Source organism: Clostridia bacterium, assembly GCA_017620395.1.
In the GTDB taxonomy this organism is placed as follows: domain Bacteria; phylum Bacillota; class Clostridia; order Oscillospirales; family RGIG8002; genus RGIG8002.
Map to the genome: position 1 here is coordinate 1 of JAFZQJ010000006.1, position 24,909 is coordinate 24,909.

At 58.6% G+C, this 24,909-nt stretch carries 23 protein-coding genes; 14 read left to right on the top strand and 9 right to left on the bottom strand.

Features of this window, described 5'->3' with window-relative positions; all coding sequences use genetic code 11:
* The coding region (locus tag J5441_00815; protein MBO4933700.1) for an ABC transporter ATP-binding protein at positions 1 to 1,491 on the bottom strand (1,491 nt) is incomplete at its 3' end.
* Positions 1,484 to 3,226, bottom strand: a complete 1,743-nt coding sequence (locus tag J5441_00820; protein MBO4933701.1) for an ABC transporter ATP-binding protein — start codon at positions 3,224 to 3,226, stop codon at positions 1,484 to 1,486. The genes J5441_00815 and J5441_00820, both read right to left, overlap by 8 nt.
* A gap of 256 nt (positions 3,227 to 3,482) precedes the next feature.
* Here J5441_00820 and J5441_00825 point away from each other — a divergent pair, with 256 nt between their 5' ends.
* Complete coding sequence (locus tag J5441_00825) at positions 3,483 to 4,025, top strand: sigma-70 family RNA polymerase sigma factor (GenBank protein ID MBO4933702.1); 543 nt, start codon at positions 3,483 to 3,485, stop codon at positions 4,023 to 4,025.
* Positions 4,026 to 4,153: 128 nt separating this feature from the next.
* Positions 4,154 to 5,014 carry a hypothetical protein gene (locus tag J5441_00830; GenBank protein ID MBO4933703.1) on the top strand — a complete coding sequence of 287 codons (861 nt, stop codon included), beginning with the start codon at positions 4,154 to 4,156 and terminating at the stop codon, positions 5,012 to 5,014.
* Positions 5,015 to 5,169: 155 nt separating this feature from the next.
* Here the strand turns inward: J5441_00830 and J5441_00835 are convergent, their stop codons facing one another.
* Together J5441_00835 and J5441_00840 are read right to left on the bottom strand one after the other, a co-directional pair.
* Positions 5,170 to 6,189 (bottom strand): low specificity L-threonine aldolase, encoded by a 1,020-nt coding sequence (locus J5441_00835; GenBank protein ID MBO4933704.1) that lies wholly within the window; start codon positions 6,187 to 6,189, stop codon positions 5,170 to 5,172.
* A 17-nt stretch (positions 6,190 to 6,206) separates the two neighbouring features.
* A complete protein-coding gene (locus J5441_00840) occupies positions 6,207 to 7,574 on the bottom strand; it encodes an MATE family efflux transporter (GenBank protein ID MBO4933705.1) in 1,368 nt (455 codons plus the stop codon).
* 181 nt (positions 7,575 to 7,755) lie between these two features.
* Between J5441_00840 and J5441_00845 the strand changes: the two genes are divergently transcribed.
* The 7 genes from J5441_00845 to J5441_00875 are packed head-to-tail and all read left to right on the top strand — an operon-like array spanning position 7,756 to position 16,993.
* Complete coding sequence (locus J5441_00845; GenBank protein MBO4933706.1) at positions 7,756 to 8,427, top strand: hypothetical protein; 672 nt, start codon at positions 7,756 to 7,758, stop codon at positions 8,425 to 8,427.
* 49 nt (positions 8,428 to 8,476) lie between these two features.
* A complete protein-coding gene (locus tag J5441_00850; protein ID MBO4933707.1) occupies positions 8,477 to 10,546 on the top strand; it encodes a ComEC/Rec2 family competence protein in 2,070 nt (689 codons plus the stop codon).
* A gap of 9 nt (positions 10,547 to 10,555) precedes the next feature.
* Positions 10,556 to 11,602, top strand: a complete 1,047-nt coding sequence (gene holA / locus J5441_00855; protein MBO4933708.1) for a DNA polymerase III subunit delta — start codon at positions 10,556 to 10,558, stop codon at positions 11,600 to 11,602.
* Positions 11,599 to 12,177: a DUF4093 domain-containing protein gene (locus J5441_00860; GenBank protein ID MBO4933709.1), complete on the top strand. Its 579-nt coding sequence runs from the start codon at positions 11,599 to 11,601 to the stop codon at positions 12,175 to 12,177. The genes holA and J5441_00860 overlap by 4 nt, the downstream gene beginning before the upstream one ends.
* A gap of 3 nt (positions 12,178 to 12,180) precedes the next feature.
* A complete protein-coding gene (locus J5441_00865; protein MBO4933710.1) occupies positions 12,181 to 13,191 on the top strand; it encodes an MBL fold metallo-hydrolase in 1,011 nt (336 codons plus the stop codon).
* Positions 13,192 to 13,205: 14 nt separating this feature from the next.
* Positions 13,206 to 15,665, top strand: coding sequence for an alpha-mannosidase (locus tag J5441_00870; protein ID MBO4933711.1), 2,460 nt, complete (start codon positions 13,206 to 13,208; stop codon positions 15,663 to 15,665).
* A 5-nt stretch (positions 15,666 to 15,670) separates the two neighbouring features.
* On the top strand, positions 15,671 to 16,993 hold the full coding sequence (locus J5441_00875) for a replication-associated recombination protein A (protein MBO4933712.1): 1,323 nt from the start codon (positions 15,671 to 15,673) through the stop codon (positions 16,991 to 16,993).
* A 274-nt stretch (positions 16,994 to 17,267) separates the two neighbouring features.
* Here the strand turns inward: J5441_00875 and J5441_00880 are convergent, their stop codons facing one another.
* The gene (locus J5441_00880) at positions 17,268 to 18,101 is read right to left on the bottom strand and encodes a diaminopimelate epimerase (GenBank protein MBO4933713.1); all 834 of its coding nucleotides are present in this window, start codon (positions 18,099 to 18,101) and stop codon (positions 17,268 to 17,270) included.
* Between the two features lie 64 nt (positions 18,102 to 18,165).
* Positions 18,166 to 18,795: a hypothetical protein gene (locus J5441_00885; protein MBO4933714.1), complete on the bottom strand. Its 630-nt coding sequence runs from the start codon at positions 18,793 to 18,795 to the stop codon at positions 18,166 to 18,168.
* Positions 18,796 to 18,910: 115 nt separating this feature from the next.
* Here J5441_00885 and J5441_00890 point away from each other — a divergent pair, with 115 nt between their 5' ends.
* The 3 genes from J5441_00890 to J5441_00900 all read left to right on the top strand — a co-directional run bounded on the left by J5441_00890 (position 18,911) and on the right by J5441_00900 (position 21,046).
* Positions 18,911 to 19,387 (top strand): DUF4830 domain-containing protein, encoded by a 477-nt coding sequence (locus J5441_00890; protein MBO4933715.1) that lies wholly within the window; start codon positions 18,911 to 18,913, stop codon positions 19,385 to 19,387.
* Positions 19,388 to 19,579: 192 nt separating this feature from the next.
* Complete coding sequence (locus J5441_00895; protein ID MBO4933716.1) at positions 19,580 to 19,774, top strand: hypothetical protein; 195 nt, start codon at positions 19,580 to 19,582, stop codon at positions 19,772 to 19,774.
* A 105-nt stretch (positions 19,775 to 19,879) separates the two neighbouring features.
* Complete coding sequence (locus J5441_00900; protein MBO4933717.1) at positions 19,880 to 21,046, top strand: leucine-rich repeat protein; 1,167 nt, start codon at positions 19,880 to 19,882, stop codon at positions 21,044 to 21,046.
* A gap of 44 nt (positions 21,047 to 21,090) precedes the next feature.
* Here the strand turns inward: J5441_00900 and J5441_00905 are convergent, their stop codons facing one another.
* Complete coding sequence (locus tag J5441_00905; protein ID MBO4933718.1) at positions 21,091 to 22,182, bottom strand: metallophosphoesterase; 1,092 nt, start codon at positions 22,180 to 22,182, stop codon at positions 21,091 to 21,093.
* A 184-nt stretch (positions 22,183 to 22,366) separates the two neighbouring features.
* Between J5441_00905 and J5441_00910 the strand changes: the two genes are divergently transcribed.
* Entirely contained in the window at positions 22,367 to 22,867 is a 501-nt protein-coding gene (locus tag J5441_00910; GenBank protein ID MBO4933719.1) for a hypothetical protein, read from the top strand.
* A gap of 12 nt (positions 22,868 to 22,879) precedes the next feature.
* On the top strand, positions 22,880 to 23,416 hold the full coding sequence (locus tag J5441_00915; GenBank protein MBO4933720.1) for a hypothetical protein: 537 nt from the start codon (positions 22,880 to 22,882) through the stop codon (positions 23,414 to 23,416).
* 337 nt (positions 23,417 to 23,753) lie between these two features.
* On the opposite strand, the gene J5441_00920 is transcribed toward J5441_00915, so the two are convergent.
* Both J5441_00920 and J5441_00925 read right to left on the bottom strand, forming a co-directional pair.
* Positions 23,754 to 24,122, bottom strand: coding sequence for a VOC family protein (locus J5441_00920; protein MBO4933721.1), 369 nt, complete (start codon positions 24,120 to 24,122; stop codon positions 23,754 to 23,756).
* Between the two features lie 13 nt (positions 24,123 to 24,135).
* A complete protein-coding gene (locus tag J5441_00925) occupies positions 24,136 to 24,837 on the bottom strand; it encodes an MBL fold metallo-hydrolase (protein ID MBO4933722.1) in 702 nt (233 codons plus the stop codon).
* Between the last annotated feature and the right edge of the window lie 72 nt (positions 24,838 to 24,909).

Sequence of the window (24,909 nt, forward strand, 5' to 3'; positions counted from 1 at the left end):
CGTGCCGGTGAAGAGATTGACGTCCTGCAGAACGATGCCGAGCGAGCGGCGCAGGTCGGCCTTCTTGATCTTGTTTATGTTGATGCCGTCGTAGCGGATCTTGCCGTCCTCGATGTCGTAGAAGCGGTTGATGAGGTTGGTTATCGTCGTCTTGCCCGCGCCGGTGGCGCCGACAAAGGCGACCTTCTGCCCGGGATTCGCGTAGACGGAAACGTCGTAGAGCACCTGCTTGCCCTCGACGTAGGAGAAGTCCACGTCGAGCAGCTGCACGTCGCCGCGCAGCGGGGTGTAGGTGAGCGTTCCGTCGCCGTGGGGGTGCTTCCACGCCCACTTGCCGGTGTGCTCAGCGGTTTCGGTGACGGAGCCGTCGGGATTTTCGACGGCGTTGACGAGCGTGACGTAGCCGTTGTCCTCCTCCGGCTCCGCGTCCATCAGGTCGAAGACTCTGCCAGCGCCGGCGAGTCCCATCGCGATGGAGCTGAACTGCTGCGTGACCTGGTTGAGGTTGCCGGTGAACTGCTTGGTCATGTTGAGGTATGAAACGATTATGCCTATCGAGAAGGGCAGACCGGAAATGCTGATATTACTCATGCCGGAGAGCAGGAAGAGCCCGCCGACCGCGGCGCATATGACGTAAAGCACGTTGCCGATGTTCATGATGACGGGGCCCATGCTGTTGGCGTACCCGTGGGCGCGGTAGGCGTCGTGATAGAGCTCTTCGTTCAACGCGTCAAAGTCGGCGTTTGTTCTGTCCTCGTGGCAGAAGACCTTGACGACCTTCTGGCCGTTCATCATCTCCTGCACGTAGCCCTCGACCTTGCCGACGGACTTCTGCTGCCGCACGAAGTACTTGGCGCTGCCGCCGCCGATCTTCTTGGAAACGAAGAGCATCGCGGCGACTCCGAGCAGAACGATGAGCGTCATATAGACGCTGTACCACAGCATGATGAATAGCACGGTGATCACTATTATGCCGGAGCGCAGTATGTTCGGCAGCGACTGCGAAACGAGCTGGCGCAGCGTGTCGATGTCGTTGGTGTAATAGCTCATTATGTCGCCGGTCTTCTTGCGGTCGAAGAAGCGGATGGGCAGCGACTGCATATCGTCGAACATGGCGCAGCGCATCTTGTTGAGGAAGCCCTGCGTCATTATCGCGGCGACCTGGCTCTGCACCGTCATCAGCACGAGCGAAACGACGTAAAGCCCGATGAGAAGGAAGACGAGGGGCAGTATCTGCGTTTTCGCGACCTCCCAGGTCAGACCGTCCTTCAGCGCCTTAACGAGTATGTCGAGCACGCGCTGCTGGAATGTGGCGGGTATCGCGGTGACGAAGGCGGAGAGCAGCACGCATACGACCGTCAGCGTCGCGTAGCCGGGGTACGCCTTGAAGAGCGCCTTGACTATCCTGCCGAAAAGCCCCTTCTGAACGGGCTGGCGCGGTCCCTGCGGACCTCTCGCGCCTCTCGGCGCGGGCATACGGGAGTTACTCATCGAGATCACCCCCGTTCGTCTGCTGCTGATAGATCTCGCGGTAGATGTCGCTCTTTTCGAGCAGCTCGTCGTGAGTGCCGACGGCGGTTATCGTGCCGCCGTCCATGATGATTATCATATCCGCGTCCATGACGGAGGCGACGCGCTGGGCGATTATTATCTTGGTAGTTTCGGGTATGTAGCTCTTGAAGCCGGCGCGTATGAGCGCGTCGGTGCGGGTATCGACGGCGCTGGTGGAGTCGTCGAGGATGAGTATCTTCGGCTTTTTCAGCAGGGCGCGGGCGATGCAAAGGCGCTGCTTCTGACCGCCGGAAACGTTCGTGCCGCCCTGCTCGATGTAGGTGTCGTAGCCGTCGGGGAAGGAGGTGATGAAGTCGTCCGCCTGCGCGAGCTTGCACGCGGCGACGAGCTCCTCGTCGGTGGCGTTTTCGTTGCCCCAGCGGAGATTATCCTTTATCGTGCCGGTGAAGAGCAGATTCTTCTGCAGCACCATCGCGACGGAGTTGCGCAGCGCGTCGAGGTCGTATTCGCGCACGTCCCTGCCGCCGACCTTGACGCAGCCCTCGCTGACGTCGTAGAGGCGGGGGATGAGCTGCACGAGCGTGGACTTGCCGACGCCGGTGCCGCCGATGATGCCGACGGTCATGCCGGATTCGATCTTCAGATCGATGTCGTCGAGCGCGTAGAGCTTCGCGGTTTCGGAATACTTGAAGCGCACGTCGCTGAACTCTATCGAGCCGTCCGGAACGTCATAGACGGGGTTCTCGGGATTGGTCACGGTGCGTTCCTCGTCGAGCACCTCGCTGATGCGGCGCGCGCTCTCGGCGGACATCGTGAGTATGACGTAGATCATCGAGAGCATCTGGAGCTGTATCAGTATCTGCATGCCGTAGGTCAGCATCGCGGTCATTTCGCCGACGTTGATGTAGCTGCCGGAGAACTTCAGCACGAGGTAGGAGCCGACGAGCAGCACGAAGATCATATTGAAATAGATGCATACCTGCATCAGCGGTGAGTTGATCGCGACTATGCGTTCGGCGCGGGTGAAGTCGCCGCGGATATCCTCGGCGGCGGCGTTGAACTTCCGCTTCTCGAAGTCCTCGCGGGCGAAGCCCTTGACGACGCGCATCGCGGAGACGTTCTCCTCGACGGATTCGTTCAGCCGGTCATACTTGCGGAAGACGCGGCGGAAGGCGGGCATCGCCTTCTTGGCGATCATGATGAGCCCGAAGACGAGGAAGGGGATTATCAGCACGAGCGACGCGGCGAGCCAGCCGCCCATGATGAACGCCATGATAATTGAGAATACAAGCATCATCGGCGCGCGGACGGCGATGCGGATTATCATCATGAACGCCATCTGCACGTTGTTGACGTCGGTCGTCATACGCGTGACGAGGGAGGAGGTGGAGAACCTGTCGATATTCGCGAATGAGAAGCCCTGAATGCGATGGAAAAGATCGTGCCGCAGGTTTTTCGAGAAGCCGGCGGACGCCTTCGCGCAGGTGAGTCCCGCAAGGCCGCCGCAGGCGAGCGAAGCGATCGCCATGACGAGCAGTATCGCGCCCGTCCTGATGACGAAGCCCATTTCGACGCCGTTCTGTATGTTGTTGACGAGCCGCGCCGTGACGAAGGGGATAATGCATTCGATTATCGCTTCGAGCACGATGAAAACGAGCGTCAGTATCGTCGGGCGCTTGTATTCGCGGATGCTTTTGGAGAGTTTTCGGAGCATCTTTCTGTCCTTTCTGTTTTTTTGCAAACGTATTACCTCATTTTTACACATCCTATATTATAGGTATATTATTTTTTAATGTCAATGAAATTTTTGTAAAAAAACGCGCCGCCCTCGCGGGCGGCGGTTGATTCCGGTTGACTCCTCGTGAAAAACAATTATAATAGAAAGTGACGGAAAAATAAGGATTTTCCGCCGCCCGTTCGTATAAGGAGTGAAAGGGCGAAGACGATTCCGATCAGAAGGAGGGCTGCAAATGGACGACTGCGCCGCCAAATACCGACGTTACCTCGAAGGCGACAGAGACGCCGCAGCCGGGATAATGGAGGAATTGTTTTTCGGCCTCGTATTCTTCGTCGACCGTTACGTTGCCGATATCCACACCGCGGAGGATATCGCGCTCGATGTTATGAGCGACCTCTTCGTTTATAAGAAGTTCAACTTCAAAGCCAGCCTGAAGACCTACGTTTATATGCTCGGCAAGAGCCGCGCCCTCGACTGCATAAGGCGCCGCAGGAGGGTAACGTTCACGGAGCTTTCCGAGGCGGATAACGCGGCGGAGCAGGCGGAGCTCGAGGAGAAAGTGCTCGCCGACGAGCGCAAGCGCGAGCTTAACGCCGCGCTCGGCAAGCTTCCGGAGGAAATGCGCGTCGCCGTACACCTCGTCTACTTTGAGGATATGACCTACGAAGAGACCGCGAAGGTGATGAAGAAGAGCAAAAAACAGGTCGATAATCTTATTTATCGCGCCAAAAAGGAGCTTCGTTCTCTCTTGGAAAAGGAGGGTAAAATACTATGAAAGATATTTCTGAATATACAAGCGAGCTTTATAAAAGGATCGACGAAAAAAACGAAGCACTGGAAAAGCGTCCGTTATTCAAACTGCGCGGGAAGGATAACGATTCTTCCGAAAAGGAGGTAAGGGTTATGTCTGTGAGAAGAAAGAGCCTGATAATCGTTACGATAGTGCTTATAGGAGCGATAGTATTGGGCGCAACGCTCGTTGTAAGCGGCAGGATGAGTATTAAGGATCCGAATTCGGAGAGAGCGTCGGACCCCGACAAAGAGTGGATCGGCAATAATGAGGCGCCGAATAATTACGATTTCGTTAAAGAAAACGTGCAGGACGTAACGTATAGGATCGACGGAAAGGATATGGTTTTCACTTATGTCAAGTCGACTTGCAGCGAGTTTGATAAGGAGTTTTGCCTTGAAGAGAATATGGAACCGCTCGTGACGGACTATTATGACAGCGCTGAGGGGTACACAGTAGTGAAATACGAGGGTTCCGAGAGGATAAGCGGATTTTATACAAACGATTATTCTCCCGTAAGAGGCGACGAAAACACCGAATTCGTGGGCGGCGGAGCGATCAAGGAAAGGGCGTTGGAAATAATAACCGGCAGCGATACGGATATGCAGGGATTGGAAAACGCAAAAGTCGCATGGGACGATCAAGGCACGAATTATTCCGTAACTCTGACTTGTAAAAGCGGAAGAGTCCATATGTATATGGCTACCAACGGCGCGTTGCAAAGTTTTTCTTTAAGTAGGAGTTCGACCGCGTCCGACGAACGCAAAGAAGCGGCACGCGAAAAACTGAGAGACAGGATTGAAGAGCTCGAAAAAGAAAACCCGCAATTGAAGTATAATTTTGAGGAAGAAGAATTCTTCATGCTGGGCGATGAAAACTATGCTATGTTCACTGTGACGTGTTATGAAAAAGAAAATGAAAGCGCATCTTATGCGATACACTCGGATGTAATCAGTTATTTCTGTATTGTCTGACGAGTGGTTATAATCAAAGAATAGGCACTAAAAAGGAGGAGACAAAAATGAAAAGGATAATATCACATATGCAGAATACAGACAGATATAGAGTGTTTTGGTGCAGATTAAAAGCCGCCTTCGCGTGAAGGCGGCTTTTGCTTATGCTTTTAGTTTTACAGCGTCGCTATCAACGCACTTACGTCTTCTTCGCTCGTCGCCCAGCTTGTGACGAGGCGGAGGGCGGTGTGCTCCGCGTCGGTGCGCTCCCAGACCTCGCAGGCGACCTTTTCGCGGAAGGCGGTTGCCGCGGCGTTCTCCATAACGACGAATATCTGATTCGTCGGCGAGTCGATGAGGAACTCATAGCCCTTTTCGCGCAGCGCCGCCTTTATCCGCGCCGCCGCGTCTATCGCGTTCCGCGCTATTTTGAAATAGAGCCCGTCGGTGAAGAGCGCGTCGAACTGCAGGCCGAGCAGCCAGCCCTTCGCGAGCATCGCGCCCCTGCGCTTATAGAGCGTTACGAAGTGAGCCGGAGCGCACTCCTTTTTGAAAACGACGGCTTCGCCGAAGAGCGCGCCGACCTTCGTTCCGCCGATATAGAAGACGTCGCAGAGGCGGGATATATCCGCGCCCGTGACGCCTCCGGCGGCGAGCCCGTAGCCGAGCCGCGCTCCGTCAAGGAAGAGCTTCATCCCGTATTCGTTGCAGACGGCGCGGAGGGCTTTCAGCTCGTCGAGCGTGTAGAGCGTGCCGTATTCCGTCGGGTGCGAGATATAGACCATTCCCGGGAACACCATATGCTCGTGCGCCTCGTCGGCGTAGAAGCCGGCGCAGAGCTTTTTGACGTCTTCGGCGCGGAGCTTGCCGTCGTGATGCGGCAGGGCGAGTATCTTGCGCCCGCAGGCCTCGACCGCGCCGGATTCGTGCACGTTGATGTGGCCGGACGCGGCGGCGACGACTCCCTGATACTGCGCGAGGACGGAGTCGATGACGATGGCGTTCGTCTGCGTTCCGCCGACGAGGAAGTAGACTTCGGCGTCGGGGCAGGAGAAGGCGGCGCGGATCTTATCCTTCGCGGCGGCGCAGAGCGCGTCCTCGCCGTAGCCGGTCATTTTCACGAAGTTGTTTTCGCCGAGGCGGCGCAGTATCTCGGGATGCGCTCCCTCGCAGTAGTCGTTGACGAATGAAAGCATGGGTTTCTCCTTTCGCGTCATATCGCGGTTTCGGCCTCCGCCTCCGCTTCACGCGGAGCCGCGTCGAGCAGGCGGTTTTTCAGTCCGGCGTGTTTATAGTAGATCAGCGTCGCGGTGCTGCATACGAGCCAGCCGGCGGGGTAGCCGAGGATTATCGGCAGTTCGGTGTATGAAATATAAGTCGAGAAAATGAAAAGATATACCTGCCGGAACAGCACGAAGGACGACAGCATTATTATCATCGGCACGCGGCTGTTGCCGCTTCCGCGCAGGGCGCCGGCGAATATCTGGTTGACGCAGCAGAGGACGTAGAAGGGGGATATCCACCGCAGCATCATCGTGCCGTATTCTATGACCTCCGGCTTGTCGTTGAAGAAGGCGGTCAGCGACGGCGCGAAGGCGATCACCGGTATCATCAGCACCGCCGTGGAGAGCACGGAGGCGAAAAGCGCGACGCGCACGCCCTTCTTCGCGCGCTCCTCGAGCCCGGAGCCGAGGTTCTGACCGACGAAGGTGGTCGACGCCAGCGCCAGCGACTGCATCGGGAGCAGTATGACCTGGTCGATCTTGCCGTAGGCGGTCCAGCCGCCCATGCAGTCGGCGCCGAAGTGGTTGATGTAGCCCTGAACGAAGACGTTGGAGAACGCCGTCACCGCCATCTGCAGCGCGGCGGGCAGGCCTACCTTGAGTATCTTCTTCATTACCTCCCTGTCGAAGTGGAACGCTTTCGCGGTCAGCTTGACGCAGGAGTCCGTGCGCGTCAGCGTCAGCAGCAGGAGCAGCGCGCTTATCGCCTGCGCGATTATCGTCGCGTAGGCGACGCCTTCCACGCCGAGCCCGAAGACGAGCACGAAGAGCAGGTCCAGCCCCGTGTTCAGCAGCGCCGACAGCACGAGGAAGAGGAAGGGGCGCGTCGAATCCCCGACGGCGCGGAGTATGCCGGAGAACATATTGTAGAGCATCAGTCCGGTGATGCCCGCGAAGTATATCGTCAGATACGCGGTCGATTCGGGCAGCACCTCCGGCGGCGTGGACATCGCCTTCAGCATCAGCGGCGTGAAGCCGATGCCGATGCCGGTGAAGACCGCGCCCATCGCCAGCGTGATTATAACGGAGGTATGCACCGTCTTTTTCACCATATCGTAGCGCTTCGCGCCGTAATACTGCGAGATGACGACTCCGGCTCCGCTGGAGAGCCCCATGAAGAAGCCGATGAGCATATTTATTATCGGGCCGACCGTTCCGACGGCGGAGAACGCCTCGTCGCTGACGTAGTTGCCGACAACCCAGGTGTCCACGGTGTTGTAGAGCATCTGGAATACGTAGCCGATCAGCAGCGGCAGGGCGAAGGTTACGAGATGCTTGGTTATCCCGCCCGTCGTCATATCGCGGTCGCCCGCGGTTATGAGTCCCTTGAGTTTCACGAAACGCCTTCTTTTTATGTCTTTGCGGGTATTGTAGCATATAAAAACGCCTATTTCAATAGTAAATGAAAAAATTGACACCGCGCGTATTATGTGGTAAAATGTATTCGTGTTAATTTGGGTAAATGTTGGGAGAAGGATTATGAAACGGTCCTGCGTAAAAGGGTTCATATCGCTGATATGCAACGTCGCGGTGGTGGCGTTCACGGTCGTATGCGTCGTGGGCTTTTTCACGAGGGGCGGCGACGGGAATATGGAGGTCGCCGGCTTCACGGCGTTCAAGTATTTCACCGTGGATTCCAACGTGCTGGCGGCAGTCGCGGCGCTTTGCATGCTGCCGTGGTCGTTCAAGACGATGCTCGGCGGGAGAAAGGCGATAAAGAAGAGCGTGCTGCTTTTCAAGTTCGTCGCCACCGCCGCCGTGACGCTGACGCTGTTTACGGTGCTGTTCCTGCTCGGGCCGAAATACGGCTACAAGGTCGGGATGAAATACGGCTACGCCCTGATGTACGACGGGAACAACATTTTCATGCACATGATATCGCCGCTGCTGATGATAATTTCCTTCTGCTTTGCGGAATGTAAGGGCGAGATGCGCTTCAGGGACACCCTCCTCGGGCTTATCCCGACTGTGGCGTACGGCGCGGTCTACACCGCCGAAGTTATGCTTTTCAAGGGCTGGGAGGATTTCTACCTTTTCAACGACGGCGGGAAGTGGTATATCTACATGCCTGCGATGATAGCGGGCTCGTATCTGATATGCGTACTGCTCTGGCTGCTGCGGCGCGTCGGAGTCGTCTTTTCGGAAAGATAAAACGGCGTTATGCCGCTGAGGCGGCTCGCCGAAAAAGGGAGATGCGGATATGCTGCTGAAGCGGCCGATGCTTGCGGCCGGAGCCGCGATAATGCTTTCGCTTCTGCTGCTGCCGGCCGGATGGCTCTGGCTCGGCGCGGCGGCGGTATGCTTCGCGGCGTTCTTCTTCTGCGGCAGGCGTTTCCGCTTCACGCTGCTCGCTCTGCTCTGCGTTTTCGCGGGCTCCGGCGCGTGGGGACTTCTGCGCGCGGAGGTCGCCGACTCCCGCGCCGCGCGTTTCGACGGCAGGACCGCCTACGTGGAAGCGTACGTCTGCGAGCTTCCGCGCAAAAGCGAATTCGGCGCGACCTATACCCTGCGCCTGCGCAGTATGACCGTCGACGGCGAAACGTACGAAACGGACGATAAGGCGCAGGTCTGGCTGAACTCTGGCTTCGAAGCGGATTATTACGACGTTCTGAAATTCACCGCGCGCGTCGACGCGATCCCCTCGCTTGAAAGCGACGGCGGCGCGCTTTACCGGCTGAACGCCTCCGAAAAGCCGCACGTCGCCGGCAAGGCGGAGCGCACGCCGTATTACTACTGCCTGACGCTGAAAAAGTATATGCTCGGCAAGCTCGCCGCGGACGGCGAAAACGAACGCTCCGGTCTGCTTTCCGCGCTGCTGCTCGGGGATAAAAGCGGCATAGACGCCGATACCGAGCTCGCCTTCCGCAAATGCGGAGTTTCGCATTTGACCGTCGTTTCCGGACTGCACGTGGTCACGGTGACGATGTTCCTGTTTGAGATAATGCGGCGGTTTACGAAAAGGCCGCCGGTGATACCCGCGCTCATACTCGTCTGGCTGCTGGCGGCGCTGACGGCGTTCTCGCCTTCGGCGGTCAGGGCGGCGTTTATGCTTTCGATCGTCCTCTGCGCGACCTTCTTCGGCAGGGAGGGCGACGGGCTGAACTCGCTCGGCGCGGCGGTTTTTGTGATGTGCGCGTTCTCGCCCTCCGTCGTGCGCGACGTCGGCTTCCTGCTCTCCGTTTCCGCGACCGCGGGACTGCTTGTCATCGCGCCGCGCATCCGCGGCAGGATGATGAAGGGGATGAAGGCGGAAGAAAGACCGCGCCCCGTGCGCGGGCTGATCGCGGGCTTTTCGGAGATAATCGCGCAGTCGGTCGCTGCGTGGCTTGCTACGCTGCCGGTGACGGTGCTGTTTTTCGGGAGCGTTTCGCTCATTTCGCCGCTGGCTAACCTGCTGGTGCTGACGCCGGCGGCGCTGACGCTCACGCTCGGGCTTCCCGCGGCGACGCTGCCGTGGATAGGCGTCGGTTTCCTGCGCGTGGCGGGGGTCGGAGCCGGCTGGCTGATATGGGTGACGAAGGCGCTCGCCTCGCTGCCGTTCTCGTATTCTTACGTCGCCTACCCGTACTTCGCGGTGGCGGCGCTCGCGGCGGTCGCCGCGTATATCGCGTTCAGACGCGGGCGGCTGCGCGGACTCACCGCGGTATCGCTTTCGCTCGCCGTGCTGCTCAGCGGCGTCTGCGCCAACGCGTACGCTGAGGAACGCTGCGTGCGCGTCGACTCGGTCTACGCGGGCGTCGGGCAGGCGGACTTCGTTTCCTGCGGAGGCAAGCGCGTGCTTTACGTTTCGGGCCTGCCCGAGAGCTCGTTTCCGGGCGTGCTGAACCGCGCGGGCTACGTCGGGGTAATCTCCGCCGACGCGGTCGTCGCGGGCGACCTCTACTCCGTCCGCGCCGCGAAGCGCCTTGCCGAGCGGCTCGGCGCCGGAGCGCCCTTCGTGCCGGAGGGCTGCGCCGAAAGCGGCGTCGCGCCGGTAACTTCAAGCGAAGCGCGGCTCGGCCCGTCTTCGCTGACCCTCGTTTCGGACGGCGGCATACTCGATATGTATCTGACCTGCGGCGGAACGCTCGCGGCCTTCACGGGAAGGAACCGCGCCCGCAATTCGCCCGACGCGGTCTTCTCCCGCCTCGGCTACGCGGGAAGTCCGGCGCTGCTCGTGACGGGGCGCCCGTCCGACTACGGCGGGGAAAAGGCCGCGAAAGCCCTTTACTCGATAGACGGCGGCGTCGTTACGCTGCTGATAGATAACGACGGTATAAGACAAGGATAAGGAACGCTTATGAGAAGGATCGACTCGGATACGCTGAAAAATCTGATCCGCCGCAAAGAAGCGGGCGGCGCGATCGTGCTCTACGGGCAGGAGGACTACCTGAAAAACCTCTCCGCCGAGCGCGTCGTTTCCGCATACGTCGAGGAGTCGGCGCGGAGCTTCGACTTCACGGAGCTTTACCGCGAGCTCGACGTCGGCCGCCTGCGCGATCTGACCATGGCGCTGCCGATGCTTTCGGAAAAGCGAGTGATACTGCTTCGCGATCCGGATATCTACTCCGGCGGCGACGAGCAGGCGGAGGCGCTCGCGAAGCTCATCGCGGAGCTTCCCGACGAATGCGTGCTGATATTCGTCTTCATCTCCGAGCCGCTTTCCTTCGAGCAGCCGAAGGGGCGTACCGACCGCAAGGTGACGCGCGCGCTGAAGGTGTTCGACGGCGCGACCGCCGTATCCTGCGACCGCCTCCCGCCGGACAAGGCGGAGGTGTGGATAACCTCGCTGCTTTCGGAACGCGGCGTAGGCATAGACAGACGCGCCGCGCGGAAGCTCGCCGAGATCTGCGCCGGCGATATGTACGCGATAAAGAACAACGCCGAGATCCTCGCCGCGTCCGGCAGGGACACGGTGACCGAGGATATGCTCTCCGTAGTCACCTACAACACCGTCGAGGAGGACTCCTTCCGCCTCGCGGACGCGATCGCGGACGCGAAGTACTCCGAGGCGTATTCGATAATAGACGAGCTCGCCGCGACGAAGGCGGACCCGCGCGAATTCATGCCCACGGTGCTCAGCGGCTTCATCGCCATGTACCGCGTCGCCGTAGCGAAGGAGAGCAAAGGCGGCTGGAGCAGTCTCGAGGGGCAGTTCACTTATATCAAATCCAACTACCCGCTGAAAAAAGCGGCGGCGCGGCTGAAGGGCAGACCGACGGAGTATTTCCGCCGCGCGATACTGCTCTGCGCCGACGCGGAACGCCGTCTGAAGCGCGATTTCGCGGGATTCGAGGTCTATTACGAGCTTATCGGCGGCCTCGCCGCGCTCGGGGAGAAGAAATGATAAAGCTGAAGCAAGCCGTCGTCGTCGAGGGGCGCTACGACAAAGCGCGCCTGGCAAATATCTTCGACGCTCCCGTCATCGAGACGGGCGGCTTCGGCATATACAAAAACGCCGCCAAGCGCGAGCTGATAAAAACGCTTGCGCGGGGCGACGGCATAGTGATAATCACCGACCCGGACAAGGCGGGCTTCCGCATCAGGAATTATATTAAGAGTTTCTGCGCCGGCGGCAAGGTCTGGGACGTCTACCTGCCCGACGTACCGGGCAGAGAGCGCCGCAAGCGCGCGCCCTCGAAGGAGGGGCTGCTCGGCGCCGAAGGGCTGGACGACGCGGTCATAATCGAGGCGTTCCGCCGCGCCGGAGTCGGCGAAGGCGAGGGAGCCGCGCCTTTCACGAAGGCGTTTCTGACCGGGCTCGGCGTCTGCGGCGGCGCGAACAGCGCCGCGCTCCGCGCTTCGCTCGCCCGGCGGCTCGGGCTGCCTGCGAACATGAACGCGAACACGCTCGCGCAGGTGCTCCCGCGGCTCGTGACGGCGGAAGAGCTCCGCGCGCTCGCCGCGGAACTCCGGAGGTAGCGTATGGCTGAGAAAAAAACCAAAACCAAAAGGAAAACCGCCCGCGCGAAAAAGACGAGAAGATACGGAACGCGTTACGCGGCCGACGGCGACACGCTGAAGGGGACTCTCCTCGGGCTTGCGATAGTGATCGCGTTCGTCGCCGTCATCGCGGGCATAATCTGGCTCTGCGGCGGCCTCGGCGGCGAAGGCGAAAGCGGCTCCGGCGGCTCCGTTGAAACGCCCGCCGCAGTAAGCGACGTCAAAGTCCACTTCATCGACGTCGGCAACGCGGACTGCGCCCTCATCGAATGCGCCGACGGCGCGATACTGATCGACGCCGTCGAATACGACGACTTCCAGAAGATAGCCGCGTACCTGAACGGGCGCGGCATAGAGCGTCTGAATTACGTTATCGCGACCCACGCCCACGGCGACCACATGGGCGCCATGGACGACGTGATACTGAAATACAAGGTCGACGAGCTGATCATCCCGACAAAAGCAGTCGATGAGAAGTTCTACAACGACGTAATAAGCGCCGCGCGGAGCAGGGGAGTGCCGTACCGCATCGCCGCGCCGGGCGAAACGCCGGCGTTCCCGACCGGAACGCTTGAGGTGCTCGACGACGGCAGCGACACCTCGGTCGACGAGAGCAAATCGGAGGAGCTCAACAACAACTCCTACGTGCTGAAGTTCACCTACGGCAAAACGTCCTTCCTCTTCACCGGCGACGCCGAGAGGAAATACGAGCTCGAGATGCTTGACAAGGGCGAGGATCTCGACGCCGACGTGCTGAAGGTTTCGCACCACGGCAGCAACGACGCGACGTGCAGCGACTTCATCAAGGCGGTGACGCCGAAGTACGCGGTCATACCCGTCGGCAGAGACAACAGCTACGGCCATCCGTCGAAAAAGACCGTTTCGCGCCTCCAAAACGCGGGAGCGAAGGTCTACCGCACCGACGAACTCGGCGACGTAGTCGTCACGACGGACGGCAAAAAGATTTCGATAACTTACGACGGCGCAAACTGAAAGGGGAGACCCGAATGAACGGAAAACCGAAGATTAGTTTGATAGGCAACGCGCACCTCGATCCCGTCTGGCTCTGGCGCTGGCAGGAGGGGCGCGGCGAGGTCATGCAGACCTTCCGCAGTGCGCTCGACCGCCTGCGCGAGTATCCGGATACGGTCTTCACCTGCTCGTCCGCGGCGTACTACAGGTGGGTAGAAGAGATCGACCCCGGTATGTTCGCGGAGATCCGCGAGCGCGTGAAGGAGGGGCGCTGGGTCCCCGTCAACGGCTGGTGGGTGCAGCCGGACTGCAACCTCCCGTCGGGCGAGAGTTTCGCGCGGCAGGCGCTGTATTCGCAGCTTTACTATTATGAGAAATTCGGCAGGATATGCCGCGTCGGATACAACGTCGACAGCTTCGGGCACAACGGAAACATGCCGCAGCTGGTGAAGCTCGGCGGCATGAGTTCATACGTTTTCCTGCGCCCCGACCGCAAAGAGAACCCCGATATCCCCTTCGCGTTCAACTGGGAGGGGACGGACGGCACGACGATTCCTGCTTATAAGGTGCTCGATCTGTACTGCGTCAGCGGAGCGGAAAATATAGACTCCGCGCTCGCGGAGCTGACGCGCATAGGCGCGGAAGGCGGTCACGGCGTTATGCTTTTCTACGGCGTGGGCAACCACGGCGGCGGCCCGACCAAAGCCGATATAGAGCACCTTGAGGAGCTGAAAAGGAACGGTTTTTCCGAGCTTGAGTTTTCCTCGCCGGAGGGGTATTTCGCTTCGCTCGGCTCCGCTTCGCTCCCGACGTGGAGGGGCGAGCTGCAGCACCACGCGAGCGGCTGCTACTCCGTGACGGGCATGATAAAGGCGCTCAACCGCCGCGCCGAGAATTCGCTTTACGCCTCCGAGGCGTTCGCGACTGTCGCGGGCGGAGCGGGCATGGGCGAAAAGACCGCCGACTACCGCGAGGCGTGGCGCGAGGTCTGCTTCAACCAGTTCCACGATATTCTCTGCGGATGCGCGATAAAAGAGGCGTATACGGACGCCGCGGATTCCGTCGGCGGCGCGGTGAACGTTTCGGAGAAGCTTTATAACGAGGCGCTGCTGCGCGTTTCGCGCCGCGTCGACACCTGGCTGGACGGCGTGAGCGAACCGCGCGAAAGGAACTACGGCAGTCCCTTCCCGCGCCCCTTCGTTGTCTTCAACCCGCTGCCGTTCGCGGTGAAAACGACCGTCCGCATAAGCGGCGCGTCCAAGCGCGTGACGGACGAAAACGGAGCCGACGTGCCCTTCGGAAGCACGCGCTCCTCGCGCATGAACGACTCCCACCTCGACACCGTCTTCACCGCCGACCTGCCCGCGCTCGGCTACGCGACCTACTGGGCGACCGCCGACGCGGAGGCGCACGCGAAAAACGAAAAGCCCGCCCGTCCGGACGAGCTGACGCTCGAGAACGAATATATCCGCGCGGTCTTCGACGAAAAGACCGGCTATATAATATCGCTCACCGACAAGGCGAGCGGCTTCGACTACGCCTCGCCGGAGCGTCCGGCCGCCGTTCCCGTCGTCCTCGACGACACGGAGAGCGACACCTGGGCGCACGGCGTCTTCAGGTTCGATAAAACGCTCGGTACGCCGGAGCTGTGCGAAATCGAGGTCGCCGAGCGTACCCCCGCGCGTGAGATCATACGCGTAAAACACGCGTTCAAGGGCTCGTCGCTGACGCAGGAATTCATTCTCGCGAGGGGCGTTAAGACGCTCCGCGTGCGCTGTAAGGCGTTCTGGAACGAGCCGCACACGATACTGAAAACATCCTTCCCGTATTCGGGGAGCGGCGCGGAGAATATCTGCGAGATACCCTGCGGCTTCATCAAGCGTCCGCCGAACGGCGAGGAATGGCCGCTGCAGAAGTGGTGCGCCGTCAGCTTCAATAACGGCGGCAGACGCACCCTCGCGCTTATGAGCGACTCGAAGTATTCCTGCGACTGCCCCGAGGGCGAGCTGCGCCTGACGCTGATACGCAACGCGATCTTCGCCGACCACTTTTCCGACCGCCCGTTCAAAGATTACGACTACACCGACGAGGGCGTCAGCCGCTTCGAATACGGCGTTTATCTTTCCGACGGCTCCGCCGAAAAAACGGAAGTAACGCGCGAGGCGCTGAAGCTGAATATCCGCCCCGTCGCGATCCCGGAGGGCTACCATAAGGGCGAAGCGCCGCGGCGCGCGTCTTTCCTTTCCGTCAGCGCGGAAAACGTTGTTATGACGGCGCTGAAACGCTGTGAGGACGGCTCCGGAGACGCCGTCATACGCCTTTACGAAACGCGCGGCGAAGCGGCGAAAGCGCATATAACCTGCGCCGCGGTCGGCGCGGATTTCGACGCCGACTTCCGCCCGAACGAGATAAAAACTTTCAGAATAAGCGCGTCCGGTCAGGCGCGCGAGACAGACTTCCTTGAAGGCGCCGTCCCCGCGGACGCGCGGAGGTGAAAGCTATGGAAGAAATGAACACGAACGCCGCATACGATATGAGCCAGCCGCTTCCGGCGCGGATGCGTCCGCGCACCGTCGAGGAGATCGTCGGCCAGCGGCACCTCGTCGGAGAGGGCAAGCTCCTGCGCCGCATGATCGAGCAGGACTCCGTTTCGTCGATGATATTCTGGGGGCCTCCCGGCGTCGGCAAAACTACGCTCGCCGGCGTCATCGCGAATCAGACGAAGGCGAAGTTCATCAACTTTTCCGCCGTCACGAGCGGCATAAAAGAGATCCGCGCCGTAATGCAGCAGGCGGAGGAAAACCGCAAGTTCGGCGAAAAGACGATACTCTTCGTCGACGAAATCCACCGCTTCAACAAGGCGCAGCAGGACGCGTTCCTGCCCTTCGTCGAGAAGGGGAGCATCATAATGATCGGCGCGACCACTGAGAACCCCTCCTTCGAGGTCAACGGGGCGCTGCTTTCGCGCTGCCGCGTCTTCGTGCTGAAGGCGCTGACCGAGGAAGACATAACCGAGCTGCTGAAGCGCGCCGTCACCGACCCGCGCGGCTTCGGCGAGATGAAGGTCGATATTTCCGACGACGTCATCCGCATGATCGCCGTCTTCGCCAACGGCGACGCGCGCACCGCGCTCTCCACGCTGGAGATGGCGGTGCTGAACGCGGAAACGGAGAACGGCGTCATAACCGTAACGACCGAAACGGTCGAGCAGTGCACTTCGCGCAAGTCCCTGCTTTACGACAAAAACGGCGAGGAGCACTATAACCTCATCTCCGCGCTGCACAAATCCATGCGCAACTCCGATCCCGACGCGGCGGTCTACTGGCTGGCGCGTATGCTTGAGGCGGGGGAGGATCCCCTTTACGTCGCGCGGCGCGTCGTGCGCTTCGCGAGCGAGGATATCGGCCTCGCGGACCCGCGCGCGCTGGAGATCGCGGTCGCGGCGTATCAGGCGTGCCACTTCATCGGTATGCCGGAGTGCAGTGTGCATCTGACGCAGGCGGTCGTCTACCTCTCGCTCGTGCCGAAGTCGAACGCGCTCTATATGGCTTATGAGACCGCGAAGCAGGACGCGATGAAGATGCTCGCCGAGCCGGTGCCGCTGAATATCCGCAACGGCGTGACGAAGCTGATGCGCGACGTCGGCTACGGCAAGGGCTATCAGTACGCGCACGACACGGAGGATAAGCTGACGGATATGCAGTGCCTGCCCGATTCGCTGCTCGGCAGGCGGTATTACAACCCCACCACGCAGGGACTTGAAACGAAGTTCAAGGACCGCCTCGAGCAGATACTGGAGTGGCGGAAGGAACATAAGAAATGAGCGTTGCGTTTCTGTCATCCTGAGCGAGCGAAGCGAGCCGAAGGATCTCACGCAGCGCAGCGGTCGGTTTGTCATCCTGAGCAAAGCAACCTAAGGTTGCGAAGTCGAAGGATCTTAAAGAAAGCGGCCTTATATAAACCAAAAGTGTGTATTCGGAGCAGACGGTAAACTGCCGATTCCGAATACACACTTTTTCTTTTATACTGCCGTTACCGACAAGATCCTTCGGCTTCGTGACGCTAAGCGTCACTCCGCTCAGGATGACAGAGTCGCCTCATTCTTCTACGCATCCGTCGCAGACCTTGACGGCGGGGCCGGTCATGATCACGCGCTCGTCGGTGTAGTTTATCGTCAGGTCGCCGCCGAGCAGGTGGACGGTGATATCCTCGCCCTTGCCGCAGAAGCCGCAGAGCACGGCGGCGACGGCGGCGGCGCAGGCGCCCGTTCCGCAGGCGAAGGTCTCTCCGCTCCCGCGTTCCCAGACGCGCATCTGCAGCTCGTTTCCGCCGAGCACGCGGACGAACTCCGTGTTCACGCCCTCGGGGAAAAGCGGCGACTTCTCGAACCGCTCGCCCTCGGCGCGTATATCCATATCCTCCACGCCGTCGCGGAAGACGACGCAGTGCGGGTTGCCCATCGAAACGCAGGTCGCATTATACTTCCTGCCGCCGATCTCGATAACGCCGTTTATCACCGGCGCTTCCGCGAGCACCGGCACGGCTTCCGGCGCAGTTTCCGCCCTGCCCATATCGACGGAGAGCGTCTTCGCTTCGCCGTCCGCGGCGTGAACAGTCAGCGTTTTTATACCGGCGAGCGTTTCAACGGTGATGACGTCCTTTTTCGCGATGCCGTTGTCATAGAGGTACTTGCCGACGCAGCGGATGCCGTTGCCGCACATCTTCCCCTCTGAGCCGTCGGCGTTGAACATACGCATCTTTGCGTCCGCCTTGTCGGAGGGGCAGATGAGTATAACGCCGTCCGCGCCGACGGAGAAGCGCCGCGGCGAAAGCCGCACCGCGAGCGCGGCGGGATCGTCCACCGTCTGCCCGAAGCAGTTGATGTAGATATAGTCGTTTCCGCAGCCCTGCATTTTTGTGAATTTCAGCATAGTATGCACCCCGCTTTGCCGCTGCATTTGAAAGATGGATCGATATTACTTATTGATGATACCGCTATGCGTTCTGCTCAAAGAATTCGCAGTTGCCGATGCGATAATCGTCGTCGTATATATCAAATCTGCGGGCGGAGATCGATCCCATCGCCTCACGCGGCTTGATGAATCTCACGTCACATGATTTGTCCTTGCGCGAATAATTCGACATAGCGACGACGTATTCGGGACGCGCGTCGTCTGCGCTTCCGTTTTCTTCGCTCGGTTTTAATATGTAAATACGATTCTCCGCAAACACGACGTTTATTTTTATGTGCGCACGGGCGACAACGTCGTCCGCGGAGTGTTGTTCGGTTCTTACGAATACTTTGTATCTGTAATCGATAAGTTTGATAATAAGATTTGAAATTACAGTTGCTGAAAGCAGCGCAAGCGCTCCGGGGAAATAATTCAGATCATTCGGTTTAATCACTATGATTACGATGCAGGTTAACGCGAAAAGTATACTCAAAACCGTGGTGATCGTATTGATCTTTTTTACGCGCGGGCTCATCCATTCAACTGCTTCTTTGCCGCAGCCGGCGCAGCCCCAATGCGTTTTACCAAACAGGCGGCCGCGCTTTTCTCCTGCCGGCTTTTTGAGGGGAGACAACGATTTTCCGCCGCAATACGGGCAGTAACACTTCTTCATTACGAGCCGTCCCTTCCGTTTCTTTCTTTGCCGCTATTATATTGCAAAAACCCGCCGCTGTCAAGTAATATCCGCGCCGGACGCGGCATAGTATTCCGCGGAGGGTGAAAACGGTATGTTTGTGTTTACGTTCAACGTCAAAAAAGCGGCGAAGTACGCTCTTATAGTCGCGCTCGCGGCGGCAACGGTGATCTTCGCGGCGGCGCGGGTGCGCGATTCGCGGGCGGTGCCCGCGGCGAAGTCCGCGTATCAGGATATCGCCGGCAACGAGGCGCGGCGGGAGTTTCTCGCCGGCTTCGGTTGGGAAACGACGGCGGAGCCGGAGGAAACGGTCGCGGTCTCCGTGCCGGAGGAGTTCGAAGGCGCCTTCGCGGAGTACGCGGAGCTGCAGCTTTCGCAGGGCTTCTCGCTCGAGAGTTTCAAAGGCAAAACGCTCACGCGCTACACCTACGGCGTGACGAACTACGGCGGCGAGCCGGAGGGGAGCGTCAAAGCCAACCTGCTTATGTCAGGCACGACGGTGGTCGGCGGCGACGTCTGTTCCGTCCGCTCGGACGGCTTCATCCACGGCCTCGCCAAGCCGCGGGAATAAAGCTGTAACGGCGAGTATAAAAGCGCGAGTTGTCTCGCGCTTTTTTGTGTGTATATTTGTCATATTGATTAATGAGTGTATAGGAATAGAATAACAGAATAAAAGAATACTAAAAAATACTGAAAAATATTGAAAAAACAGTTAATAACTAGTATAATTAATTATTGATAATATAAATGTGGTGGGGTTTCTATGAAAACAATTACGTCGAGTTTATTGTTGATAGCGGCGGATGCCAACCACGACGGCGTTGTTGACATTTCTGACGCCCAATTAATTGTTGCTGAGGACGCAGGTATTCCATCGATAAATCAGAATCCACTTACTGAGCCTGAACTTCCGGATGATGTGTATTTTGAGCTTTCGTGGCTCGACTTTGATGATTAGCGGGAGAAATAATCATTCCGGTAAGGAGATGATACTATGAAAAAATGTATAGCAACATTCTTAGCGCTTTCATTGGCCTTGTCGCTTTTCTGCGGGGCGTCTGCTTTGGCTTCCGATTTTAAGAAGTGCGGCGAGGATCTGACTTGGTCGGTCGTCGACGGCGTTCTCACAATAAGCGGTACGGGCGATATGTATGATTACAGCAGCGAAAACCCCGCGCCGTGGACGAATGTTTTGAGAGAGATCATTATCGAACCCGGAGTGACGTCGATAGGGGATTACGCTTTTCATCACGTTGAAGGCAATATTACTTTTACCAAAGATCCCGACACCGGCGAATGGATCGTCGCAAAAGGACCCGTAGAGGTCGTTTCTATCCCGGAGGGCATGAGGCGCATAGGGGAACGCGCGTTTGCGCATGTGCACATCGAAGAAATAGAAATACCGGCCACCGTTACCGAAATAGAAAGTGATGCTTTTGCAGGCTGCATATTTCTGAAAAAAGCGGTTTTTCTCGGCGCTCCGGAAACGATTGGCATCCACGCGTTTGGAACATCGGGACTGGAGGAGATAATCATTCCGGAGAGGTTAAAAACGATAGGCGACTACGCTTTTTCCGGATGCCGGTGGATCAAAAGGATATATATACCGGCAAGCGTTGAATCGATAGGTAAAGATGCGTTTTTTGGCACGGCGTCAGTCGAGAGCATAGAAGTTTCGGAGGATAATGAAAATTATAAAGCCGTCGGCGGCTGTTTGATAGAAACGGAGGGAAAACGCCTTTTGGCGGCTGCTTCGGACTGCGCTATACCTGCCGACGGCAGTGTTGAGATAATAGGCGGCGGCGCATTTGCCAACAGAACAGGTCTTGTATCTCTTGAGATCCCGGAAGGCGTGAAGGAAATAGAAGACAACGAATTCGCGTGCTGCGAAAATCTGGTGAGCGTTTTTATTCCGAAAAGCGTCGAAAAGATCGGAACGAACGCGTTCCGTTGGTGCAATTCGCTCGTCATTCGCTGTTATAGCGGATCGTTTGCACACAGATTCGCCGAAAAGAAGGGCATTGCTTTTGAGCTTGTGTACGAAGGCGATTTCGATAACGACGGAGATATCACCGTTGCGGACGCCCTGTCCGCGCTTCGCATAGCCGCGAGGTTGGCTGATCCGGTTGAAAAGTTCGGTTCGCTTGTGGGCGATATGGACGGCGACGGCGAGATCACAGTCTCGGATGCGCTTGATATACTGCGTATCGCGGCAAGATTGACGAAATAAGTTTAACACATAAAAAAAGACGCCCCGCGGGGCGTCTTTTTTTATCATTCGTTTACAATATCTATCACGGCGAATTCGCTTATGCAGCCGGTCTTGAAGGGGATGCCCCAGCCGGAGATGCCGCTGGTAACGTAAAAGTCCGTTTCACCACGTCGCTCGGAGCCGTATTCGCGGTCGTTCGAGCCGCTCCAGAGCCCGATCAGTCCGGCGGGGAAGATGTGGCCGCCGTGAGTGTGGCCGGAGAGCACGAGGTCGACTCCGCATTCCGCCTCGGCGGCGTAGTCGTTCGGCTGATGATCGAGCATTATCGCGTATTTCGTGCGGTCGAGCCCGCTCGTCAGCTCTGCGGCGGAGAGGCGGTCGCGCTCGCTGCGGTCGCGCCGACCGACGATATAGAAGCTGCCGTTCACCAGCGCCGTTTCGTCGCGCAGGACGGTGACGGAGTTCTTATCGAGCGCGTCGAGCAGCTCCTGCGTCGAGAAGTTGCGGTATTGGAAATAGCCCCTGTCGTGGTTGCCGAAGACGAAGTAGACGCCGTATTTCGACCTGACCTCGCCCAGCGCGTCGCAGGCGCGGAGCATATCCGCCTTTTCGGTGTCGTCGTCGACGAAGTCGCCGACGATTACGACGACGTCGGGTTCGACCGCGCTGACGCGCTCCATCTGCTCCGCGAAGCCCTCGCCGTCGAGCGTTATGCCGAGGTGCGAATCCGCGATCTCGACCACGCGTAGGCGCTCCGCGCCGAAGTCCTTGCCCGTCGTGAAGGTCTCGTGCGTTTCAAAGACGTGGTGCGCGAAGAACCAGCCGCAGGCGAGGTATACGACCGCGAGCGAGAGCGAGATGATACCCGCCAGATCGCCGCGCGGACGCTTCCGCGCCTTGCGGATGACAAAGCCGATAAGGTCGCCGAGCGCGAGGAAGATTATGACGTGCATCCAGACTATGATAACGGCGTAGAGATTGACGAAGAAAAACGCCGCTATCGGCAGCAGCGCGGCGGAAGCGATGAGCCATTCGAGCCACTTTCTGCCGCCCGCGAGCCGCTTGACGAAGCCGAACCTGCGGCACCGCCACACTATGTAAAAGCACCCGACCGCCAGCAACGCGGTGAGTATCGTGATTATCGTTCTGAACAAGCGGCGCGTCCTCCTTTGCGGGATTATGGAAAAAATATAGCATAATTCCCGCGTTTCAGCAAGTGAAAAATCGTTATTTCACAAAATATTCAGCGATTCGACACATATTCTGCCGCGTCCGCTTATTGACAAACCGAGCCCGTCGGGTTATAATTACTTAAAACAAACCCGAAGGAGATATAATATGAAAAAGTTTCTTTCGATACTGCTCGCGTGTCTGACGCTCGCCGCGCTCTGCGCCTGCGGAAGCGGAAACGGAAGCGGCGACGCCGAAGCCGTCAAGGGCGAAACGCAGGAATGGGGCAAGCTCTCCCTCTTCGTGCCGGACGGAAACAGCCTCGTCGGCGGCAGCCTTATCGACGCGGAGGACCCATATTCCGCGTGGATCCTGCTTGACAGCGACAATATGCACTACTACCTCGTCGGCGTTGTGGACGGCAGAGAGGCCGCCGAGACCAACCTCGCGGCGGCGCAGGAGGTCAACGACGTCAACGGCGGCGAAGGCGCCGTCACCATCGAAGTAAACGGCGTGACCTGGACAGGTTATTCCTATAAGTACAACGGCGCGGACTGCTTCCAGCTCTTCGGCGACGTTGGCGGCAAATGGGTGACCGTCAGCGCGGCATACCACGCTTATGACTCCGCCGAGACGAAGGCGGTGCTCGAATCCATCAAGGTGTTCTGACGGAGGTTGGCTTTGCTGCAGATGACTCAGGGTTTTCCGCCTGTATTCAGGATACTTCCGGTGCTGATGGTGGTGTGCATCATCGTCATGCGCCTGCTTCGGCACAGCTCCGAACGCGCCGAGGAGCGCGAGAACGCGGTGCGCGGCAACAGCTTTATGTGCGAATACCGCAAGCACGGCGGTATGGACGGCGCTTTTCTGCTGATGAAACTCGTTTCGGACGCGGACGGCGTCAAGCTCTTCGTCGGCGAGCGCCTGCCGGACGCGGAGGAGACGGAAGAGATCTACCCGCTGCCGGCGAATGCCGCGGATCCGCTGATTGATATTTACTTAGACCGCGGCGTCTTCAAGTGGGGAGAGCTGAAGCGGTCGGAGCTTATCGCGCTCGATTCATCGACCTACACCGTCCGCTTCAATACCGCGGTGGGAGAAACGCAGTTCAGTTCCAACGACGAGCTTCCTAAGAGCGGCGACGGGATTTTCGTCGACGTTTACGACTACCTGAACAGCTGGCGCAATGTTTTCCGCAACGCGCTGAAAAATGAATAATAAGCATATATATCGGGAACGCGCCCTCCGGGCGTGCAAATCAGGGATACGCCGGTCTTAAAAAGGATCTTTTCGCGCCGGACTGCGTTGAAAGCGCTCGGAATACATACAGTATTCCATCGCGCTTTCGCCTTGCCCGACACAAAAATCTCTCTTTTTAAGATGCGGAGCAGTTTTGAGCGAGATGTTTATCGTTCAGGCAAAACAACAAAACAGCGGTCATACTTGATGTATGGCCGCTGTTTTTTGTGAAGCATGGGCGGGAAACAGCCGTTCAAAACCCGACTTATCCCTAATTTGCGCGCCCTTTTGGGGCGCGTTCTTTGCGTATTCGCCGTTATCTTGTCGGGATGATCTCGAGCCAGTAGCCGTCGGGGTCCTGAATGAAGTATATCCCCATCGACGGGTTCTCGAAGCAGATGCAGCCCATCTCCTCGTGGAGCCTGTGCGCGGCGTCGAAGTCGTCGGTGCGGAACGCGAGGTGAAACTCCTCCTCGCCGATGTCGTACTTCTGCGGATGGTCGCGCAACCAGGTCAGCTCCAGCTCGAACTCGCTGCTTTCGTTGCCGATATAGACGATGATGAAGGAGCCGTCGGAGGCCTCCTTGCGGTGCTTTTCGGTCAGCCCGAGCGCCTTTTCGTAAAACTTCAGTGAAACGCCGAGGTCGGCGACGTTGTAGTTTTCGTGGATCATTTTGAACTGCATATCCGTTCCTCCTTTATATTTCCCAGTGCGTTTCGTGCGCGGTGTCGGGCACGCGCGCGCCGGACGCGATCGTATCGGGCAGTATCGCGAAGCGGCCGACGACTCCGGAGTCCTCCCAGAAGTGCATAGGCAGTATATTCGCCGGCTTGCAGAGCGAGAGGAAGAGCGACGCGCCGAGCGCGTAGTTTTCGCCGAGCCGGTCGTCAACGACGACGAAGGCGGCGTCGATGCGCTCGCCCGCGAGCTTTTCTATCTCGCGGCGGTAGTCGCGCTCCTGCGCGGCGAGCCATACCTCCGGCTCGCCCTCCCACGCCCACCAGTGCAGGTCGCCCGCGTGGTATACCGTTTCGCTTCCGGCGTCGACGAAAAAGGCGACGCCTTGGTCCGTCGAGCGCAGGGTCTTCACTCTGCCGAGCCCGCCGATCTCGTATTCGGCGTTCGCGGCGAGAAACGTCACGTCCGCTTCCGGCGGCGGCGACGCCTTGCGCCGCACGTCGTGCGAAAGCAGATACCTGACCGTCCGTCCGCCGCCCGCGAGGGAGAAGATCTGTGGGTTGAAATGGTCCGGGTGCGCGTGGCTCGCGAAGACGAAAAGCGGTTTGTCCTGCGGCTTGCCTTCGATTACCGAGAGGTCGCCGCGGAAGTAGTCGAAGAGCATCAGCGCCTTTTCCGTTTCAACGAGAAATCCGCTGTGCCCGAGGTAGTCTATTACCATAATGCCGCTCCTTCCGCGCGGCGGGGCGTAAAGCCGCCGCCGTTTTGTGTAATTATAGCATAAACCGTTCGC

Bases quoted from the DNA above. Each gene is read 5' to 3' on its own strand.
- J5441_00820 (MBO4933701.1), bottom strand. From the start codon at position 3,226: ATGCTCCGAAAACTCTCCAAAAGCATCCGCGAATACAAGCGCCCGACG.
- J5441_00825 (MBO4933702.1), top strand. From the start codon at position 3,483: ATGGACGACTGCGCCGCCAAATACCGACGTTACCTCGAAGGCGACAGA.
- J5441_00830 (MBO4933703.1), top strand. From the start codon at position 4,154: ATGTCTGTGAGAAGAAAGAGCCTGATAATCGTTACGATAGTGCTTATA.
- J5441_00835 (MBO4933704.1), bottom strand. From the start codon at position 6,189: ATGCTTTCATTCGTCAACGACTACTGCGAGGGAGCGCATCCCGAGATA.
- J5441_00840 (MBO4933705.1), bottom strand. From the start codon at position 7,574: ATGACGACGGGCGGGATAACCAAGCATCTCGTAACCTTCGCCCTGCCG.
- J5441_00845 (MBO4933706.1), top strand. From the start codon at position 7,756: ATGAAACGGTCCTGCGTAAAAGGGTTCATATCGCTGATATGCAACGTC.
- J5441_00850 (MBO4933707.1), top strand. From the start codon at position 8,477: ATGCTGCTGAAGCGGCCGATGCTTGCGGCCGGAGCCGCGATAATGCTT.
- holA (MBO4933708.1), top strand. From the start codon at position 10,556: ATGAGAAGGATCGACTCGGATACGCTGAAAAATCTGATCCGCCGCAAA.
- J5441_00860 (MBO4933709.1), top strand. From the start codon at position 11,599: ATGATAAAGCTGAAGCAAGCCGTCGTCGTCGAGGGGCGCTACGACAAA.
- J5441_00865 (MBO4933710.1), top strand. From the start codon at position 12,181: ATGGCTGAGAAAAAAACCAAAACCAAAAGGAAAACCGCCCGCGCGAAA.
- J5441_00870 (MBO4933711.1), top strand. From the start codon at position 13,206: ATGAACGGAAAACCGAAGATTAGTTTGATAGGCAACGCGCACCTCGAT.
- J5441_00875 (MBO4933712.1), top strand. From the start codon at position 15,671: ATGGAAGAAATGAACACGAACGCCGCATACGATATGAGCCAGCCGCTT.
- J5441_00880 (MBO4933713.1), bottom strand. From the start codon at position 18,101: ATGCTGAAATTCACAAAAATGCAGGGCTGCGGAAACGACTATATCTAC.
- J5441_00885 (MBO4933714.1), bottom strand. From the start codon at position 18,795: ATGAAGAAGTGTTACTGCCCGTATTGCGGCGGAAAATCGTTGTCTCCC.
- J5441_00890 (MBO4933715.1), top strand. From the start codon at position 18,911: ATGTTTGTGTTTACGTTCAACGTCAAAAAAGCGGCGAAGTACGCTCTT.
- J5441_00895 (MBO4933716.1), top strand. From the start codon at position 19,580: ATGAAAACAATTACGTCGAGTTTATTGTTGATAGCGGCGGATGCCAAC.
- J5441_00910 (MBO4933719.1), top strand. From the start codon at position 22,367: ATGAAAAAGTTTCTTTCGATACTGCTCGCGTGTCTGACGCTCGCCGCG.
- J5441_00920 (MBO4933721.1), bottom strand. From the start codon at position 24,122: ATGCAGTTCAAAATGATCCACGAAAACTACAACGTCGCCGACCTCGGC.
- J5441_00925 (MBO4933722.1), bottom strand. From the start codon at position 24,837: ATGGTAATAGACTACCTCGGGCACAGCGGATTTCTCGTTGAAACGGAA.